The organism is Camelimonas abortus (assembly GCF_042432745.1).
Taxonomy (GTDB): Bacteria; Pseudomonadota; Alphaproteobacteria; order Rhizobiales; family Beijerinckiaceae; genus Camelimonas; species Camelimonas abortus.
In genome coordinates, this window is record NZ_JBHLWR010000006.1 from 245293 (window position 1) to 261159 (window position 15867).

Genomic DNA, 15867 nt, shown 5'->3' on the forward strand with positions numbered 1-15867 from the left:
GCGGCCGTTCCGCCGCGCGCAGGCCGCGCCGGAGGCCCCTGGCCCGTGACATTCAGGGCGCGACCGTCGGGCCGCGCCCGCTGATTCCTGCCGAGCGTTCCGGGAGCCTCGCCAATGACCAGCGCCAGAATCGAAGCCGCCAGCCCCGCCGCGACCGCGGCCGTCGCGCGCCACGCGGTGGAGCTCACCCGCGCCTTGGTGCGCTGCCCCTCGGTGACGCCGCATGAGGGCGGGGCGCTCTCGCTGCTCGAGGGCGTGCTGGGGGCCGCGGGCTTCGACGTGGAGCGGGTGGCCTTCAGCGCGCCGGGAACCCCCGACGTGGAGAACCTTTACGCCCGCTACGGCGACAGGCGCCCGCGCCTGGTCTTCGCCGGCCACACCGACGTGGTGCCGCCCGGCGATGAGGCTGCGTGGCGCTTCGGCCCCTTCGACGCAGTGACTGAAGACGGCGTGCTCTATGGCCGCGGCGTGGTGGACATGAAGGGCGGCGTCGCCGCCTCCGTGGCCGCGGCCGTGGATTTCGTCGCCCGCAATCCGGATTTTGACGGCTCCATCGCCTTTCTCATCACCGGCGACGAGGAGGGCCCCGCCGTCAACGGCACGGTGAAGCTGCTGCAATGGGCGAAGGAGCAGGGCGAGGCGTTCGACCACTGCATCCTCGGCGAGCCCACCAATCCCGACCGTCTCGGGGAGATGATCAAGATCGGCCGGCGCGGCTCGCTCACCGGCCGGCTCACCGTGCGCGGCGTGCAGGGCCATGTGGCCTATCCGCACCGCGCGCAGAACCCGATTCCGGCGCTGCTGCGCTATCTGCAGGCGCTGACCGGCGCGCCGCTGGACAGCGGCAACGAGCGTTTCGACCCCTCCAGCCTGGTGGTGACCAGCGTCGACGTGGGCAACGCCGCGACCAACGTCATTCCCGCCGAGGCGCGGGCGGTGTTCAACATCCGCTTCAACGACATCTGGACGCTGGAGACGCTGAAGGAGGAGGTGCGCCGGCGGCTTGAGGCCGTGGCCGGCGACGGTCCGCGCTTCACCCTCAGCTTCGATCCCAGCAACGCGGTGGCTTTCCTCACCGAGCCAGGGCCGTTCGTGGCGCTGATGGCCGACGCCATCGCCGCCGAAACCGGCCTGCGCCCGGAGCTTTCCACCAGCGGCGGCACCTCGGACGCGCGCTTCATCAAGGATTACTGCCCGGTGATCGAGTTCGGCCTGGTCGGCGACACCATGCACCAGGTCAACGAGCGCGCGCCGGTGGCCGAGCTGGAGGCGCTCGCGCGGATTTATCTGCGCATGATCGAGAAATATTTCGACGCCGCCGCGGCCGGCGCGCTGGCGTAAGGCGCCGTCCGCGTCACGGCGGCGCGCGCCTGCGTCTCCCGGCGGGCGCCGCGCCCGGCCGGCTCAGTCCTGCGGCCAGGCCAGCGCCTCCTCCGGATAGTCCACGCGGACGAAATAGAGCCCGTGCGCCGGGGCGATCGGGCCGCAGCGCCGGCGGTCGCGCGCGTCGAGGGCGGCCCGCATATCGGAAATCTTCCAGCGGCCGCAGCCGACCTGCTCCAGCGAACCGGCCATGGAGCGCACCTGATGGTGCAGGAACGAGCGCGCCGAGGCGTAGATGCGGATCTCGTCGCCCACGCGCTCCACGTCCAGCCGGTCGAGGGTGCGCACCGGGCTGGCCGCCTGGCAGGCGGCGGCGCGGAAGGTGCTGAAGTCGTGCCGCCCCAGAATGGTCTGCGCCGCCGCGTGCATGGCTCCGGCGTCCAGCGGCCGGCCCACGTGCCAGGCGCGGTCGTGGTCCAGCGCCGCCGGGGCGCGGCGGTTGATGATCCGGTACATGTAGTGCCGCTTCACCGCGCTGTGGCGGGCGTCGAACTGCGGCGGGGCGAGATGCGCGGAGAGAACCGCCACCCGGTCGCCGGCGGCGCGCAGGTGGGCGTTGAGGGCGTCGCGCACCGTGTCCGTGCGCCATTCGCGGCTGAGGTCCACATGCGCCACCTGGCCGAGGGCGTGCACCCCCGCGTCGGTGCGGCCGGAGCACTGCACCCGCGGATGCTCGCCGGCGAAGCGGATGATGGCCTCCTCCACCGCCTGCTGCACCGAACGGCCGTTGCCCTGCCACTGCCAGCCGACATAGCCCGTGCCGTCATATTCGATCACGAGGCGATATCGCGGCACCGCTAGCTCCCTGTATCCGCGCCGGGGGAGGCCTGGAGCAGCGCGCCCGGCGCAAGGCGCGCGCCGCGCAGGAACTCGTCCGCCGCAACCACGCCGCGCCCGGCCCGCTGCACCTGCAGCAGCCGCACCGCGCCCTGGCCGCAGGCCACCGTCATGCCCGGGCCGATGAGCTCGCCTGGCGCGCCGGCGCCTTCCGCCGGCCGCGCGCGCAGCACGCGGACGCGCTCCGGCCTGCCCTTGCCGAGGTCCGCCTCAAAAAACGCGCCGGGGAAGGGCGAGAGGCCGCGGATGTGATTGTGCACCGCCGCCGCGTCGCGGCTCCAGTCAATGCGGGTTTCGGCGTTGGTGATCTTGTGGGCGTAGGTGACGCCGTCCTGCGGCTGCGGGGTGAAGCGCAGCGAGCCGCGCTCCAGCGCCGCGAGCGCGCGGGCGGCGAGGTCGGCGCCAAGGCCGCTGAGCACGTCGTGCAGCTCGCCGGCGGTCATCTCAGGCGTGACCGTCACCCGCTCGCACATGGCCACCGGGCCGGTGTCCAGCCCTTCCTCCATGCGCATCACGCACACGCCGGTTTCCGCGTCGCCGGCCATGATCGCCCGCTGGATCGGCGCCGCGCCGCGCCAGCGCGGCAGCAGGGAGGCGTGCAGGTTGATGCAGCCGAAGCGGGGAACGGCGAGAATTTCCGGCGGCAGGATCATGCCGTAGGCCACCACCACCGCCACGTCCGGCGCCAGGGCGCGGAAGGTTTCGGCCGCCCCGGCCGTGCGCAGCGTCGCAGGCGTGTGGACGGGAATGCCGAAGCCCGCGGCCATCTCGTGCACGGGGCTCCTGCGCTCGTTCATGCCGCGGCCGGCGGGGCGGGGGGCGCGGGTGTATACGGCGACGACCTCGTGCCCGTGGCCGACGATCTCCGCCAGCGTCGGCGCGGAGAACTCCGGCGTTCCCATGAAAATGACGCGCAACCTCGGCTCCCGTTTTCACTGTCGCCAGAACGGCCGGCGGGCGGGAAGGGCCGCAGGCCGGACCCGGCGCGGCCCGCCGCGGCTCAGGACGCCGCCCGGCCCTGCAGGCGGGCGAGCTTGTTAAACCTGGTCATCACCCGGTCGCGCTTCAGCTTCGACAGATGGTCGATGAACAGCACGCCGTTCAGGTGATCGATCTCGTGCTGCACGCAGGTGGCGAGCAGCCCTCCGGCCTCGATCTCCTGCATCCTGTCATGGATGTCGCGATAGCGCACGCGCACCTGCGCGGGGCGCTCGACCTCCGCCTGGTAGTCCGGAATCGACAGGCAGCCCTCCCGGTAGACGCTGCGCTCGTCCGACGACCAGGTGATCTCCGGGTCGATCATGATGATCGGCTCGCCGTCCCGGCCCTCCTCGCGCACCACGTCCATGACGATCAGGCGCTTGAGCACGCCGACCTGCACCGCCGCCAGGCCAATGCCCGGCGCGTCATACATGGTCTCCAGCATGCTGTCGGCCAGCTCGCGGATCTCCGCGGTGACGGCGCCGACAGGCCGGGAAATCTGGCGCAGGCGCGCGTCAGGAAGGATGACGAGGGGTTTGATGCTCATGCGCCGCACAGATAGTGTCTTCACCTTTCACGGTCAAGTTGTACTTGATTTGTTCTCGCCGGCGCCGGAGGATCCGCCAGCGGTGCGTTCCGGCGCCGCCGGCGGGGCGCCGGGCCGCGGGCGCGGAAGGGTCGCGGGTGATGCAGGACATGTGGCTGGCCGCAGGCGGCCTTGGACTTTCGCCGGCGCAACTGGCGCTCGCGGCGGCTGCGGCCGTCGCGGCGGCGTTCGCGCTCATGCTGCTGCTGCTGCGCCGGCGCCGGCCGCGCGCCGGCGGCCTGCTGCACGCCGACGACGTGCTGGCGCTGCTGGACAGCCACGCCCGCGGGATGGAGGCGCGGCTGGAGCAGCTTGCCCGGCTGCAGGCGGAGATGCACGGCGGCCTCCACGCCGGCATGCAGGGGCTCGGGGCGCGCCAGGCGGAAGTGCAGCGGGCCGTGGCCGAGCAGGTGGACATGCTGCAGCACCGCGTGGGCCGCACCCTCGCCGACATGGCCGGGCGCACCGGCGACGGCCTTTCTGAACTGGCCAGCCGCCTCGCGGTGATCGACGCCGCCCAGCAGAATCTCAGCGCCCTCGCCGGCGAGATGCTCAGCCTGCGCGAGGTGCTCGCCAACAAGCAGGCCCGCGGCGCCTGGGGCCAGGGGCGGATGGAGGCCATCGTGCGCGACGGCCTGCCGCCAGGCGCCTACAGCTTCCAGGCCACGCTCTCCAACGGCCGCCGGCCGGACTGTCTGGTGCGCCTGCCCGGCGACCTGCCGCTGGCCATCGACGCCAAGTTCCCGCTGGAGGGCTTCCAGGCGTTTCGCGCCGCCCGCGGCGAGGCGGAGCGCCGCGCCGCCGCCGCCCGCCTGCGCCAGGACCTCGCCGCCCACGTGCGCGACATCGCCGGCAAATATCTCATCCCGGGCGAGACCCAGGACCTGGCGCTGATGTTCATTCCCTCCGAGTCGCTCTACGCCGACCTGCTGGAGCATTTCGAGGACGTGTCGCAGTCCGCCGCCCGCTCACGGGTGATCATCGTCTCGCCGTCGCTGCTGGCGGTGGCCATCCAGCTGGCGCGGGCCATGGCCCGCGACGCCCGCATCCGCGACGAGGCCCGCGCCATCCAGGCGGAGGTGGGGCGGCTGCTCGACGACATCGGCCGCCTGCAGGAGCGCGCCGCCCGTCTCGACGGCCATTTCCGCCAGGCGCGCGAGGATCTGGCGGCGCTCAATGTCTCGGTGGAGAAGGTCGCCCGCCGCGGCGGCCGCATCGAGGCGCTGGAGTTCGACGGCGCAGCCTGACGCGCCGGGGAGGGCGGCGGGCGGGGGCCTTCCCCGCGCCTCAGAGCGCCGTGCGCTGGCGGATGGCGGCGACCAGCGTGCCTTCGTCGAGATAGTCGAGCTCGCCGCCCACCGGCACGCCATGGGCGAGACGGGTCACCTTCACCGGCAGGTGCTGCAGCATGTCGGTGATGAAATGGGCGGTCGTCTGGCCGTCGACGGTGGCGTTGAGCGCGATGATCACCTCGCTCACCCGGTCCCGGGCCGCCCGTTCGGCCAGGGAGGCGAGGTTGAGGTCGTCGGGGCCGACGCCGTCCAGCGGCGAAAGCACGCCGCCAAGCACGTGGTAACGCGCGTTCATCGCCGCGGCGCGCTCCAGCGCCCACAGGTCGGCCACCGACTCCACCACGATCAGCACGGAAGGGTCGCGCCGCGCGTCCTGGCAGATGACGCACGGCGAAACCGTGTCGACATTGCCGCAGGTCTCGCAGGTGATCACCCGGTCGGCCACCACGCGCACCGCTTCGGCCAGCGGCTGCAGCAGCGTCTCGCGCTTGCGGATCAGGTGCAGCGCGGCGCGGCGGGCCGAGCGCGGACCAAGACCGGGCAGGCGCGCCAGCAGCTGGATCAGACGTTCAAGTTCCGGGCCGGTGGACGAAGCCATGGACGAAGCACCCCGTGCGGCAGTATGGCGGGCCCCTTGTGCCAGCGGAACGGCGGCGAGGGCAAGCCGGGCCGGGCGGCGCGCGCCGGCCGTTCAGGCCAGCTCCCGCTCCCGCCGGCGCAGTGCGGCGGCGGCGCGCGCCGCCGCCGGATTGAGCCGCTGCGCCGCCGCCAGCCAGCGGCTGAAATCACTCATGTTCTGCCGCACATAGGCTTCAAGCTGGCGCACGCCCGCCTCGACCGCCGCCCGGCGGGCGCCGTCGTGCGCGCCATGCTCCAGGCCGTGGCGGAGGTTGATGGCGTCCTGGCGCCACTCGCGCGCCAGCTGCGCCAGATGCACGGTTTCGGCCAGCGCGGTGGCCATCAGCCGCAGCTCGCCGGCGGGCTCGCCGGGCAGCCGCGGGCTCACGGCGTCCACGGCGGCGGCGAGCCGTTCGCCGGCAGCCTCCAGCCGGTAGACGAGGGCGAAGACGATCTCGCCCGTGGCGGCGTATTCGTCATGAAAGGTCATGGCCAGCGCCATCATTTCGGCGCTGGCGCGGCGCGCGCGCAGGCGCGCCGCAGGGTTGAGCGGCGCCAGCCGCCGCTTCAGCGCGCCGCCGTTCTCCGGCTGGGGGCCGTGGCCCTGGGGGCGGCTGTCCGGCCCCTCCGGCCCCGGAGGGCGCAGCCGCGCGCCAAGGCGGCGCAGCAGCGCGCCCAGCCCGTTCCGCGGCGGTCCGGCGCGCCTGCGCCGCCAGCGCCTGCCCGCCGGAAGCGTGATGCGCCCCCCCACGGCAGGAAAACCCGCCGGCTGTCAGAACAGCTTCAGGCCGGGCGGCAGCGGCAGGCCCCTGGTGAGCTCCTGCATGCGCTCCTGCATCAGCTTTTCGCCGCGGGCGCGGGCGTCGTTCACCGCCGCGAGCACCAGATCCTCGACGATCTCCTTCTCGTCCGGACTGAGCAGGGAAGGATCGATGCTGACCGCCCGCATCTGGCCCCGCGCGGTCATGCGCACCGTCACGGCGCCGCCGCCGGCCGCGCCCTCCACCTCCAGGTTCTCCAGCTCGGCCTGGGCGTCGGCCAGTTTCTGCTGCATCGCCTGGGCCTGCTTCATCAGCCCCATCAGGTCCCGCATCGTCCTGTTCCCTTGTCGTTATGTCAGTCGTCGAACCCGCCGGCGTCGTCATCGCCGCCGGCCTGCATGGTTTCCTCGCCGGCGGGACGCACGTCGGTCACGTCGACGATCTGCGCGCCGGGAAACACCTCGAGGGCGGCGCGCACCAGCGGATGGCTGGCCGCGTCCTGGTGGCGCTCGCGCCGGGCGGCGTCGCGCTTTTCGGCGATGGTGTCCTCGCCGCGCTGCGAGGAGATGGCCACCACCCAGCGCCGTCCGGTCCACTCCAGCAGGCGGGCGCCGAGCTGGGCGGCGAGACTGCGGCTGGCGCCTCCGGCGAGGGCGAATTCGATCGCCCCGTCCTCAAACCGCACCAGGCGCACGTCGCGCTCCAGCGCCACCTTGAGCGCGATGTCGCGTTTCTCGCCGGCCAGCGCCACCAGATCCTCAAACCGGGCGAGGCGCAGCTGCGGCGCGCCGCCCGCGGCGGCCGGGGCCAGCGCCGCCGCGGGCTGGCTGGAGACAAGCTGCATGGCCGCGCCGGCGCCGCCGGCCATGGCCGCCGTGGCGCGCGGGGCCGGGGCGGGCGCCGCCGCCAGGGACGCCCCGGAGGCGGCGGGACCCGCGCCCCCGGCGAAGGCGCCGCCGCCCGCCGGCCCGAAACCGCCGGCCGGCGCGTCGCGCAGCATTTTCAGCGCCTCGTCCGGCGTCGGCAGGTCGGCGGCGTAGGCGAGGCGCACCAGCGCCATTTCCGCGGCGGCCAGCGGCCGGAAGCTGTCCTGCACTTCCGGCAGCGCCTTCAGCAGCATCTGCCAGGCGCGGGAGAGGGCGCGCACCGAGAGTTTTCCGGCGAGGTCGGCGCCGCGGACGCGTTCGGCCTCGGTGAGGGAGGGATCCCTGGCCGCCTCCGGCGTCACCTTCAGGCGCGTCGTCAGGTGGGTGAAGCCCGCCAGATCCGCCATCACCACCGCCGGGTCGGCGCCGGCGTCATGGAGATCCTGCAGCAGGGCGAGGGCGCCCGCCAGGTCGCCGCGCATCACCGCCTCAAACAGGTCGATGATGCGGCCGCGGTCGGCGAGGCCGAGCATGGCGCGCACGGTTTCGGCGCTGACATGGCCGGCGCCGTGGGCGATGGCCTGGTCGAGCAGCGACAGCGAATCGCGCACCGAACCCTCCGCCGCGCGGGCGATCTGGGCGAGGGCCTCCTCTTCATAGGTGACTTTCTCGAGACCGCAGATGCGGGCCAGATGCGCCGCCAGCACCGGCGCCTGCACCCGCCGCAGGTCGAAGCGCTGGCAGCGGGAGAGGATGGTCACCGGCACCTTGCGGATTTCGGTGGTGGCGAAAATGAACTTGGCGTGCGGCGGCGGCTCCTCCAGCGTCTTCAGGAAGGCGTTGAAGGCGCCCGTCGACAGCATGTGCACCTCGTCGACGATGTACACCTTGTAGCGCGCCGACACCGGGGCGTAGCGCACCGAATCATTGATCTGGCGGATGTTGTCGACGCCGTTGTTGGAGGCGGCGTCGATCTCCACCACGTCGATGTGCGCGCCCTCGATGATCTGCTGGCAGTGGACGCCAGGCTCCTTCAGGTCGATGGTCGGACCGCCGCCGCCGTCGGGACGCTCGTAATTGAGGGCGCGCGCCAGGATGCGCGCCGTGGTGGTCTTGCCGACGCCGCGCACGCCGGTGAGCATCCACGCCTGCGGGATGCGCCCCGTCTGGAAGGCGTTGGAGAGGGTGCGCACCATCGCTTCCTGGCCGATGAGGTCATCGAAGCTGCGCGGGCGGTACTTGCGCGCCAGCACCCGGTAGGGCGCGTTCTGTCCGGCGGCCGCCGGGGCGGGCGCGTCGCCGGAACCGGGAAGCGCCGGGGCGCCGTCGTCATGCGGCGTCGTTTCGGGCGTGTCGGTCATTGCTACCTGTCGTGCGCTGCGGGGCGGGCGCCGGCGGCCGCCGGGCCGTCGCCTCCGTTGCTAGCATGAAACGCCCGGCGCGTGCATGCCGCTTCGCCCCGGACGCGCGGCGGGGCCCCGCGCGCGATGGCGGCGGTCGCCAAAATCCTGTGCAGTCTGGGGAAAACGTCGCGCTGCCGTCGCGCCATGCGCGCCGCCGGCCATGCGGCGACGCGGCGGGAAGCTGGACGAAGACCCGCCCGGTGCTCGTTAGGGCTGCTTCCTTCCGGACCTGACCCGGTTGGCGAGTGGTGCGTCCCTCGCCAGCTTCCCGCTGCGTATATCGTACATGGACGCGCCGCGCGCAAGGGCCGCGGACCGCCCATTCCGCCGCGCTCCCCAGCCATCGGCCGCGCGCCGGCGATCCGGCCGGTTCATCCGCCGCCCGCCAGGGTATATGGGCGGGAGGGCGCGGCCGCGACGGCGCGCCCGCCGCAGGAGGAGCACCAGACATGACCAGCGACCCTTCCCGTCCGGACGCTTCCGCCTCCGCCGGCCCGGCGGCCGAGGCCGGTTTCGCGCCTGATCCGCGCCTCGCCGCCGACTGCGCCGTGGCCGGCGATATGCCGCTGTCGCGCCTGCTGGTGATGAACGACGCGCGTTATCACTGGCTCATCCTGGTTCCGCGCCGCGCCGGCGTCAGCGAGCTGCTCGACCTCAGCGAGGCGGACCACGCGCAGCTCGGCGCCGAGATCCGCGCCGTCTGCGCCGCGCTCCGCCGCGAGGTCGCGCCGTACAAGCTCAACGTGGCGGCGCTCGGCAACATGGTGCGCCAGCTGCACGTGCATGTGATCGCGCGCCAGCAGGATGATCCGGCCTGGCCGGGCCCGGTGTGGGGCGTGGGCGCGGCGCAGCCTTACGGCGCGGCGGCCCTGGCCGCGGCGGCGGCGCGCTGGCGCGCGGCCGTCGGCGCGCGGCCGGTCTGAGGGCCGGGACGGCCCGCGCCGGCGCATGCCCTGGCTGCGCGCCGGCCGCTTGCGCGCCGGGCGCGGGCGCGCGCACATTCGGCCGGTCATCGCGGCTGCGGCCTTGCGCCGGCGCAGGGCTTGCGCGCAGGGGAGGCGGGCCGGCGCGCCGCCGACGGTCCAGGGAGAGGGCAAAGGGAGAGGCACGACATGACAGAGATCGAGACGCGCCCGGCGACGGCCGCCGTGCGCACGGAGCTTTCGGCGCAGGTGGGCTACGCCGCCAATCCGCTGGTGCGCCATTCCGAGCAGCGTGACGACGACGTCCGCATCAGCGCCTATCGCGCCTCCCGGGACGCCATCGCCTGCGTCATCGTCGGCGACCGGCCGCTGATCAAGGCCGGCCCCGGCGGGCGCCCCGATCCCTGGTTCACGCTCGACGACGCGCTGCGCCTCGGCGAGCCGCGCGAACTGCCCTTCCTCGGCACGATGGAGGGGAGGCCGGTGTTTCTGGCGGTCCATCCGCAGGAGTTCGGCGAGACGCTGCGGGGCTATCCCGACCTGGTGGTGGCCGACCTGCGCACCCTCGCCATGCAGGGCGCGCTGTCGCCGGAGGACCTGGGCGCCCTCGGCCAGGCCAAGGGGCTGGCGTACTGGCACCAGCGCCACCGCTTCTGCTCCAGCTGCGGCGCGCCCTCGCGCATGTCCGCCAGCGGCTGGCGGCGCGACTGCGACGCCTGCAAGGCTCAGCACTTCCCGCGCACCGATCCGGTGGTGATCATGCTGGCGGTGCGCGGCGACGAATGCCTGCTGGGCCGCCAGCCGCAGTTTCCGCGCGGCATGTATTCGTGCCTCGCCGGCTTCGTCGAGCCGGGCGAGACCATCGAGGACGCGGTGCGCCGCGAGATCATGGAGGAGGCCGGCGTGCCGCTGGGGCGGGTCACCTATCTGGCCTCGCAGCCGTGGCCGTTCCCGGGCTCGCTGATGATCGGCTGCATCGGCGAGGCGCTGTCCGACCGCATTGTCATCGACCGCGCCGAGCTGGACGACGCCCGCTGGTTCAGCCGCGACGAGGCGCGGCTGATGCTGGCCGGCCGTCATCCGGGCCGGCTGTTCGCGCCCCCGCCGGTGGCCATCGCCTATCACGTCCTGGCAGCCTTCGTGCGCGGCGACGCCGGCTGACCCGCCGCCGCCATGCCCGGGCCGGACCCGGGCGTTACGGCCGCCGCCCGCAGGTCGCGATGACGGCCGGCGGCCAGCGGCGGGCGCCCAGGGGATGGCCGGGTCAGGCCCGGCCAGGACCGCAGCGCAAACGGCACCGGCCGCCCGCCTGGCCCTGCGCGGTCGCTTCCGCGGCCGCCGGCGCCAGGTCGTCGCCGGGACAGGTCGCCGCCGGGACAGGTCGCCGCCGGGACAGGTCTTCGCCGGCCGCCGGCGGCGCATGACAAAAGGGGCGCCGCCGGACGGCGCCTCCCGGGCGTCTTTCCGCCGGCGCGCGGCTCACTCCGCGGCCATGGCCCGCAGCTTCTCGCGATAGGGCGAGGCGGGATAGACGCCGAGGATGCGGAACTCCTTCGAGAAGAAGCCCAGCTCCTCAAAGGCGAACTTCACCGGCCGCTCGTGCGGGTGCCCCTCCACTTCGGCATAGAACTGGGTGGCGGCGAACTGCCCCTCCACCTGGTAGCTCTCCAGCTTGGTCATGTTGACGCCGTTGGTGGCGAAGCCGCCGAGGGCCTTGTACAGCGCCGCCGGAATGTTGCGCACCCGGAACACGAAGCTGGTGATGCACGGGCCGGAGCCTTTCTCCGGCCAGCTTGGCTCGCGCGCCAGAATGACGAAGCGCGTGGTGTTGTGCGCCTCGTCCTCCACGTCCTCGGCGAGGATATCAAGCCCGTAAACCTCGGCGGCGAGGCGCGGCGCCAGCGCCGCCCGCGTGGGGTCGCCCCATTCCGCCACCTCGCGCGCGGCGCCGGCGGTGTCGCCGGTGACCACCGCCTTCAGGCCGAGCTGGCGGATGATGCGCCGGCACTGGCCGATGGCGTGCACGTGGCTGTAGACGCTCCTGAGCCCGTCCAGCGTGGCGCCGGGCGGGGCCATCAGCTGGAAGCGGATCGGCAGAAAGTGCTCGCCGATGATGTGCAGGCCCGAGGTGGGCAGGAAATGGTGGATGTCCGCCACCCGGCCGGCGATCGAATTCTCGATCGGGATCATGCCGTATTCGGCGAGGCCGTCCTTGACCGCGGCGAGGGCGTCCTCAAACGTCGGGCAGGGCAGGGTTTCGCGGTCAGGGAACACTTCGCGGCTGGCGATCTGCGAATTGGCCCCGTTCTCGCCCTGGAAGGAAATCAGCCGCGAGCGGCCGCCGGCGTTCTCGGGCGCGGAAGCGGCGGCTGCTCCGGAATCGGCTCCGGTCATGATGTCTCCTGAAATGAACGTGCGTCCGTCGGGCGGACCCTGTCAGGCGGAACGGGCGGCCCGGCGGCTCAGGACGTCGCGCGCCCGCTCCAGGTCCGCGGGAGTGTCGACGCCAAGGGGAACGTCGTCCACCACCACAATGTCGATGCGCATCCCCGCTTCGAGCGCGCGCAGCTGCTCCAGCTTCTCCCGCTGCTCCAGCGGGGAGGGCGGCAGCTTCACGAATCGCTCCAGCGCCGTGCGCCGCCAGGCGTAGAGCCCGATATGGTGCAGCATCGGCCCCTCGCCCCAAGGGGCGGGGGCCCTGGTAAAGTACAGCGCCCGCAGGCGGTCCGGGCCGATGGCCGCGCCCACCGCCTTCACCACGGCCGGTTCATGGCGCTCCTCCCGGCGGGTGATCACCGCGGCGAGGGTGGCGATATCCACAGCCGCGTCGTCCAGCGGCCGCAGCGCGGCGGCGATGACGGCAGGGTTAATGGTGGGCAGGTCGCCCTGGACGTTGACCACGACGTCATGGCGCCGCTGCGGATCCAGCGCCTGCAGCGCCTCGTGGATCCGGTCCGAGCCGGAGGGGTGGTCACGTTGCGTCAGTATGGCGTTTCCGCCAGCGTTTTCAACGGCTTCCGCGATCTCCGGCGTGTCGGTGGCCACCACCACCGGGCCCACCTTCGCCTCCTCGGCGCGGCGCAACACGTGGACGATCATCGGCGCGCCGGCGATGTCGGCCAGCGGCTTGCCCGGCAGGCGGGTGGAGGCCATCCGGGCCGGGATGAGAATGATGGGCTGGCTCATGGCGGAACGGCGTCAAAAGGTAGCAAACGGCGTCTCACCTATACGAGTTGCGTTCGCCGCGTCAAAGCGGTTAATCATCGCGCCAAAGCTCCGTTCGAGGGGCGTATTTTGCATATCCAGGTCACGCCTTGCGGAGTCGCCGTTAATGGATTCCTTTGAACTCAACAAAATCGCCGGCGCAGTTCTGGGCACCCTGATGTTCGTGCTGGGACTGGGCATCGTCACGGACAAGCTGTTCGAGAACCACCGTCCGGCGGTTCCCGGCTATGATCTGCCCTCGGTCGAGGAGGCTTCGGCTGGCGGCGCGGCCGGCTCGGAGCCGGCCAAGGAGGCCACTCCGCTGCCCGTGCTGCTGGCGAAGGCCGACGCCGCGCGCGGCGAGCGCGCCGTCGCCAAGTGCAAGACCTGCCACAGCTTCGAGAAGGGCGGTCCCAACAAGATCGGCCCCAACCTTTATGGCGTCGTGGGCGCCAAGGTGGCGCACGCCGACGGCTTCGCCTACTCCAAGTCCATGAAGGAGCATGGCGGCGAGTGGACCTTCGAGACCCTGAACGAGTTCCTCACCAATCCGAAGAAGGCCGTCCCCGGCACCCTCATGAACTTCGCCGGCATCGGCAAGGAGGAGGAGCGCGCCGACATCCTGGTGTGGCTCAACAGCCAGTCCGACTCGCCGCTGCCGCTGCCGGACGCCGGGCAGAACTGACGGCCAGCAGGCAGACAGCCCCTCGAGGCGGATTTCGGGCCGGACGGCGACGTCCGGCCCTTTTTGCGTTCACCGTTCCCTTCGCATCGCTCCCGCTTCCGCCGGGCCGGCGGCGCCGCGCCGGCGCCCGGTCGCCTGGGTCCCCGCCACGGCGCGCATTGCGCGCGGCCGGGCCCCGCGCCTGCGCGGACCAGGGGCGCGGCTATTTGCAGCCCGGCGCATTGCGGGCATAACTGACGGGCAAACCGCTGACGGCCGTGATTTGCCGCGGGCCGCGTTTCGCCCGTTCGCCGCCGGCGCCGCGCCGGCGGCCGCCCGCAACCGCAGCCTTCTGTCGCCAGGAGACGTCCGTTGACCGCAGACGCCGCTGACCGTCGCCCCGTCCTTCCGCACGCCGCAGGCGAATGTCGCCCCAGCCGCAGGACGTTGCTGACGGGCGCCGCCGCGGCGGCGCTGGCCGCGGCGCTGCCGCCGCGCCCGGCGGGAGCGCAGGGCGCGCCCGCCGCCGCGCCCGCCGGGGAGCCGCCGTGGCTGCACGCGCTGTCGCTGATGGGAACGCCGAAATACGGCCCCGACGCCAGACATTTCGACTACGTCAACCCGGCGGCGCCGAAGGGCGGGCTGGCGCGGCTCGCCGCCCCCGGCGGCTTCGACAACTTCAATCCGGTGGTCGACGGCGTCAAAGGCGCGCTCGTCTCCATGATCGACCTGATCTACGACGAGCTGATGACCCAGTCGCTGGACGAGGTGAGCACCGCTTACGGGCTCATCGCCGGGCAGGCGCGGCGCGCCGCGGATTTCTCCTGGGTCAGCTTCCGCCTGCGCCCGCAGGCGCGCTGGCACGACGGCCGGCCCATCACCGTCGACGACGTGATCTTCAGCTTCGAGAGCCTGAAAAAGCTCAATCCGGTCTACGGCTTCTACTGGCGCGACGTGAAGGCGGCGGAGCAGACCGGCGAGCGCGAGGTCACCTTCCGCTTCGCCGCCGCCGGCAACCGCGAGCTGCCGCAGATCATGGGCCAGCTGCGCGTGATGCCCAGACACTGGTGGGAGGGAACCGACGCCAGCGGCCGCAGGCGCGACATCGGCGCCACCACCCTGGAGCCGCCGCTCGGCTCCGGGCCCTATCGCATCAAGGCTTTCGACGCCGGCCGCTGGTGTGAGTTCGAGCGCGTGGACGACTACTGGGCGGCGGATCTGCCGGTGAACGTCGGCGCCCACAATTTCGCGACGCTGCGGGTGGACTACTACCGCGACCTCACCGTGATGTTCGAGGCCTTCAAGGGCGACCAGGTCGATTTCCGCGTCGAGAACGTCGCCCGCAACTGGGCCACGGGCTATGACTTCCCCGCCGTGCGCGAGGGGCGGGTGGTGCGCGAGGAGTTCCCCCAGCGCTCCAGCGGCGTGATGCAGGCCTTCGTCTACAACCTGCGCCGGCCGCTGTTCCAGGACGCGCGCGTGCGCCGCGCCCTCAACTACGCCTTCAATTTCGAAGAGGTGAACCGCACCCTGTTCTACGGCCAGTACGCCCGCATCGACTCCTATTTCTGGGGCACGGAGCTGGCCTCGTCCGGCCTGCCGGAGGGGCTGGAGAAGGAGATCCTGGAGAGCGTGCGCGACCTTGTGCCGCCGGCGGCGTTCACCGAACCATACCGCAATCCGGTGGCCGGCTCGCAGGAGGCGTTCCGCGACAACCTGCGCGAGGCGCACCGCCTGCTGGCCGAGGCCGGCTGGGTGCAGAAGGGCCGCCAGCTCACGCATCGCGACACCGGCCAGCCGTTCGTGTTCGAATACGTCACACAGGACGCCGCCTATGAGCGTCCGGCGCTGATGTTCCGCAACGCCCTGCAGCGGCTGGGGATCACCATGAACCTGCGCACGGTCGACTCCTCCCAGTACCAGAACCGCCTGCGCAACTTCGACTTCGACGCCACCACCTTCCTGTGGCCGGAGAGTCTCTCGCCGGGCAACGAGCAGTGGAACTTCTGGGGCTCGGAGGCGGCGAAGCGCCCGGGCTCGCGCAACATCGCCGGCATCGCCGACGCGGGCGTGGACGCGCTGATCCGCCGCGTCGTCTACGCCGCCACGCGCGAGGAGCTGGTGGCCGCCACGCGCGCCCTCGACCGGGTGCTGCTGCACCACCATTACATGACGCCGCAATGGGGCTACCGCTTCCAGCGCACGGCGCGCTGGAACCGTTTCGCCCATCCGCAGACCATGCCGGAATACGGCGCCTCGGCGTTCCCCACCATCTGGTGGTGGGACGAGGCGCTGGCGGCGAAAACCGGCGGACGCCGCTGATGCCGCGGGCGGCGACCAGAGCGGAGG

15 protein-coding genes and 1 other RNA gene are annotated in these 15867 nt (G+C 72.6%); 6 read left to right on the plus strand and 10 right to left on the minus strand.

All coding sequences use genetic code 11. The features are described 5' to 3' along the window. Positions 1 to 114: 114 nt before the first annotated feature. On the plus strand, positions 115 to 1341 hold the full coding sequence (gene dapE / locus ACFFJB_RS03450) for a succinyl-diaminopimelate desuccinylase (RefSeq protein WP_376829508.1): 1227 nt from the start codon (positions 115 to 117) through the stop codon (positions 1339 to 1341). 63 nt (positions 1342 to 1404) lie between these two features. Here dapE and truA read toward each other — a convergent pair whose 3' ends face one another. From truA to def, 3 genes are all read right to left on the minus strand, one after another. Further along, positions 1405 to 2178 (minus strand): tRNA pseudouridine(38-40) synthase TruA, encoded by a 774-nt coding sequence (gene truA / locus ACFFJB_RS03455; protein WP_376829510.1) that lies wholly within the window; start codon positions 2176 to 2178, stop codon positions 1405 to 1407. 2 nt (positions 2179 to 2180) lie between these two features. Then, a complete protein-coding gene (gene fmt / locus ACFFJB_RS03460) occupies positions 2181 to 3122 on the minus strand; it encodes a methionyl-tRNA formyltransferase (RefSeq protein ID WP_376832512.1) in 942 nt (313 codons plus the stop codon). A 98-nt stretch (positions 3123 to 3220) separates the two neighbouring features. Continuing rightward, the gene (gene def / locus ACFFJB_RS03465; protein WP_376829512.1) at positions 3221 to 3748 is read right to left on the minus strand and encodes a peptide deformylase; all 528 of its coding nucleotides are present in this window, start codon (positions 3746 to 3748) and stop codon (positions 3221 to 3223) included. 140 nt (positions 3749 to 3888) lie between these two features. Here def and ACFFJB_RS03470 point away from each other — a divergent pair, with 140 nt between their 5' ends. Further along, positions 3889 to 5034, plus strand: coding sequence for a DNA recombination protein RmuC (locus ACFFJB_RS03470; RefSeq protein WP_376829514.1), 1146 nt, complete (start codon positions 3889 to 3891; stop codon positions 5032 to 5034). Between the two features lie 40 nt (positions 5035 to 5074). Here the strand turns inward: ACFFJB_RS03470 and recR are convergent, their stop codons facing one another. The 5 genes from recR to ffs all read right to left on the minus strand — a co-directional run bounded on the left by recR (position 5075) and on the right by ffs (position 8997). Further along, positions 5075 to 5677, minus strand: a complete 603-nt coding sequence (gene recR, locus ACFFJB_RS03475; protein ID WP_376829516.1) for a recombination mediator RecR — start codon at positions 5675 to 5677, stop codon at positions 5075 to 5077. A 93-nt stretch (positions 5678 to 5770) separates the two neighbouring features. Continuing rightward, positions 5771 to 6448, minus strand: coding sequence for a hypothetical protein (locus ACFFJB_RS03480; RefSeq protein ID WP_376829518.1), 678 nt, complete (start codon positions 6446 to 6448; stop codon positions 5771 to 5773). Positions 6449 to 6469: 21 nt separating this feature from the next. After that, the gene (locus ACFFJB_RS03485; RefSeq protein ID WP_376829520.1) at positions 6470 to 6790 is read right to left on the minus strand and encodes a YbaB/EbfC family nucleoid-associated protein; all 321 of its coding nucleotides are present in this window, start codon (positions 6788 to 6790) and stop codon (positions 6470 to 6472) included. A gap of 23 nt (positions 6791 to 6813) precedes the next feature. Continuing rightward, positions 6814 to 8685, minus strand: coding sequence for a DNA polymerase III subunit gamma/tau (locus ACFFJB_RS03490; RefSeq protein ID WP_376829522.1), 1872 nt, complete (start codon positions 8683 to 8685; stop codon positions 6814 to 6816). Positions 8686 to 8899: 214 nt separating this feature from the next. Then, an RNA gene (ffs, locus tag ACFFJB_RS03495) (signal recognition particle sRNA small type) lies at positions 8900 to 8997 on the minus strand. A gap of 179 nt (positions 8998 to 9176) precedes the next feature. On the opposite strand from ffs, the gene ACFFJB_RS03500 reads away from it, so the two are divergent. Together ACFFJB_RS03500 and nudC are read left to right on the plus strand one after the other, a co-directional pair. Next, a complete protein-coding gene (locus tag ACFFJB_RS03500) occupies positions 9177 to 9650 on the plus strand; it encodes an HIT domain-containing protein (protein WP_376829524.1) in 474 nt (157 codons plus the stop codon). A gap of 189 nt (positions 9651 to 9839) precedes the next feature. Then, entirely contained in the window at positions 9840 to 10811 is a 972-nt protein-coding gene (nudC, locus tag ACFFJB_RS03505; RefSeq protein ID WP_376829525.1) for an NAD(+) diphosphatase, read from the plus strand. 318 nt (positions 10812 to 11129) lie between these two features. Here the strand turns inward: nudC and ACFFJB_RS03510 are convergent, their stop codons facing one another. Together ACFFJB_RS03510 and ACFFJB_RS03515 are read right to left on the minus strand one after the other, a co-directional pair. Next, a complete protein-coding gene (locus ACFFJB_RS03510; protein WP_376829527.1) occupies positions 11130 to 12044 on the minus strand; it encodes a prephenate dehydratase in 915 nt (304 codons plus the stop codon). A gap of 42 nt (positions 12045 to 12086) precedes the next feature. Then, complete coding sequence (locus ACFFJB_RS03515; RefSeq protein WP_376829529.1) at positions 12087 to 12836, minus strand: 3-deoxy-manno-octulosonate cytidylyltransferase; 750 nt, start codon at positions 12834 to 12836, stop codon at positions 12087 to 12089. Between the two features lie 145 nt (positions 12837 to 12981). Here ACFFJB_RS03515 and ACFFJB_RS03520 point away from each other — a divergent pair, with 145 nt between their 5' ends. Together ACFFJB_RS03520 and ACFFJB_RS03525 are read left to right on the plus strand one after the other, a co-directional pair. Next, on the plus strand, positions 12982 to 13539 hold the full coding sequence (locus ACFFJB_RS03520) for a c-type cytochrome (protein ID WP_376829530.1): 558 nt from the start codon (positions 12982 to 12984) through the stop codon (positions 13537 to 13539). A gap of 429 nt (positions 13540 to 13968) precedes the next feature. Then, on the plus strand, positions 13969 to 15840 hold the full coding sequence (locus ACFFJB_RS03525; RefSeq protein WP_376832514.1) for an extracellular solute-binding protein: 1872 nt from the start codon (positions 13969 to 13971) through the stop codon (positions 15838 to 15840). The last annotated feature ends 27 nt before the right edge of the window (positions 15841 to 15867 follow it).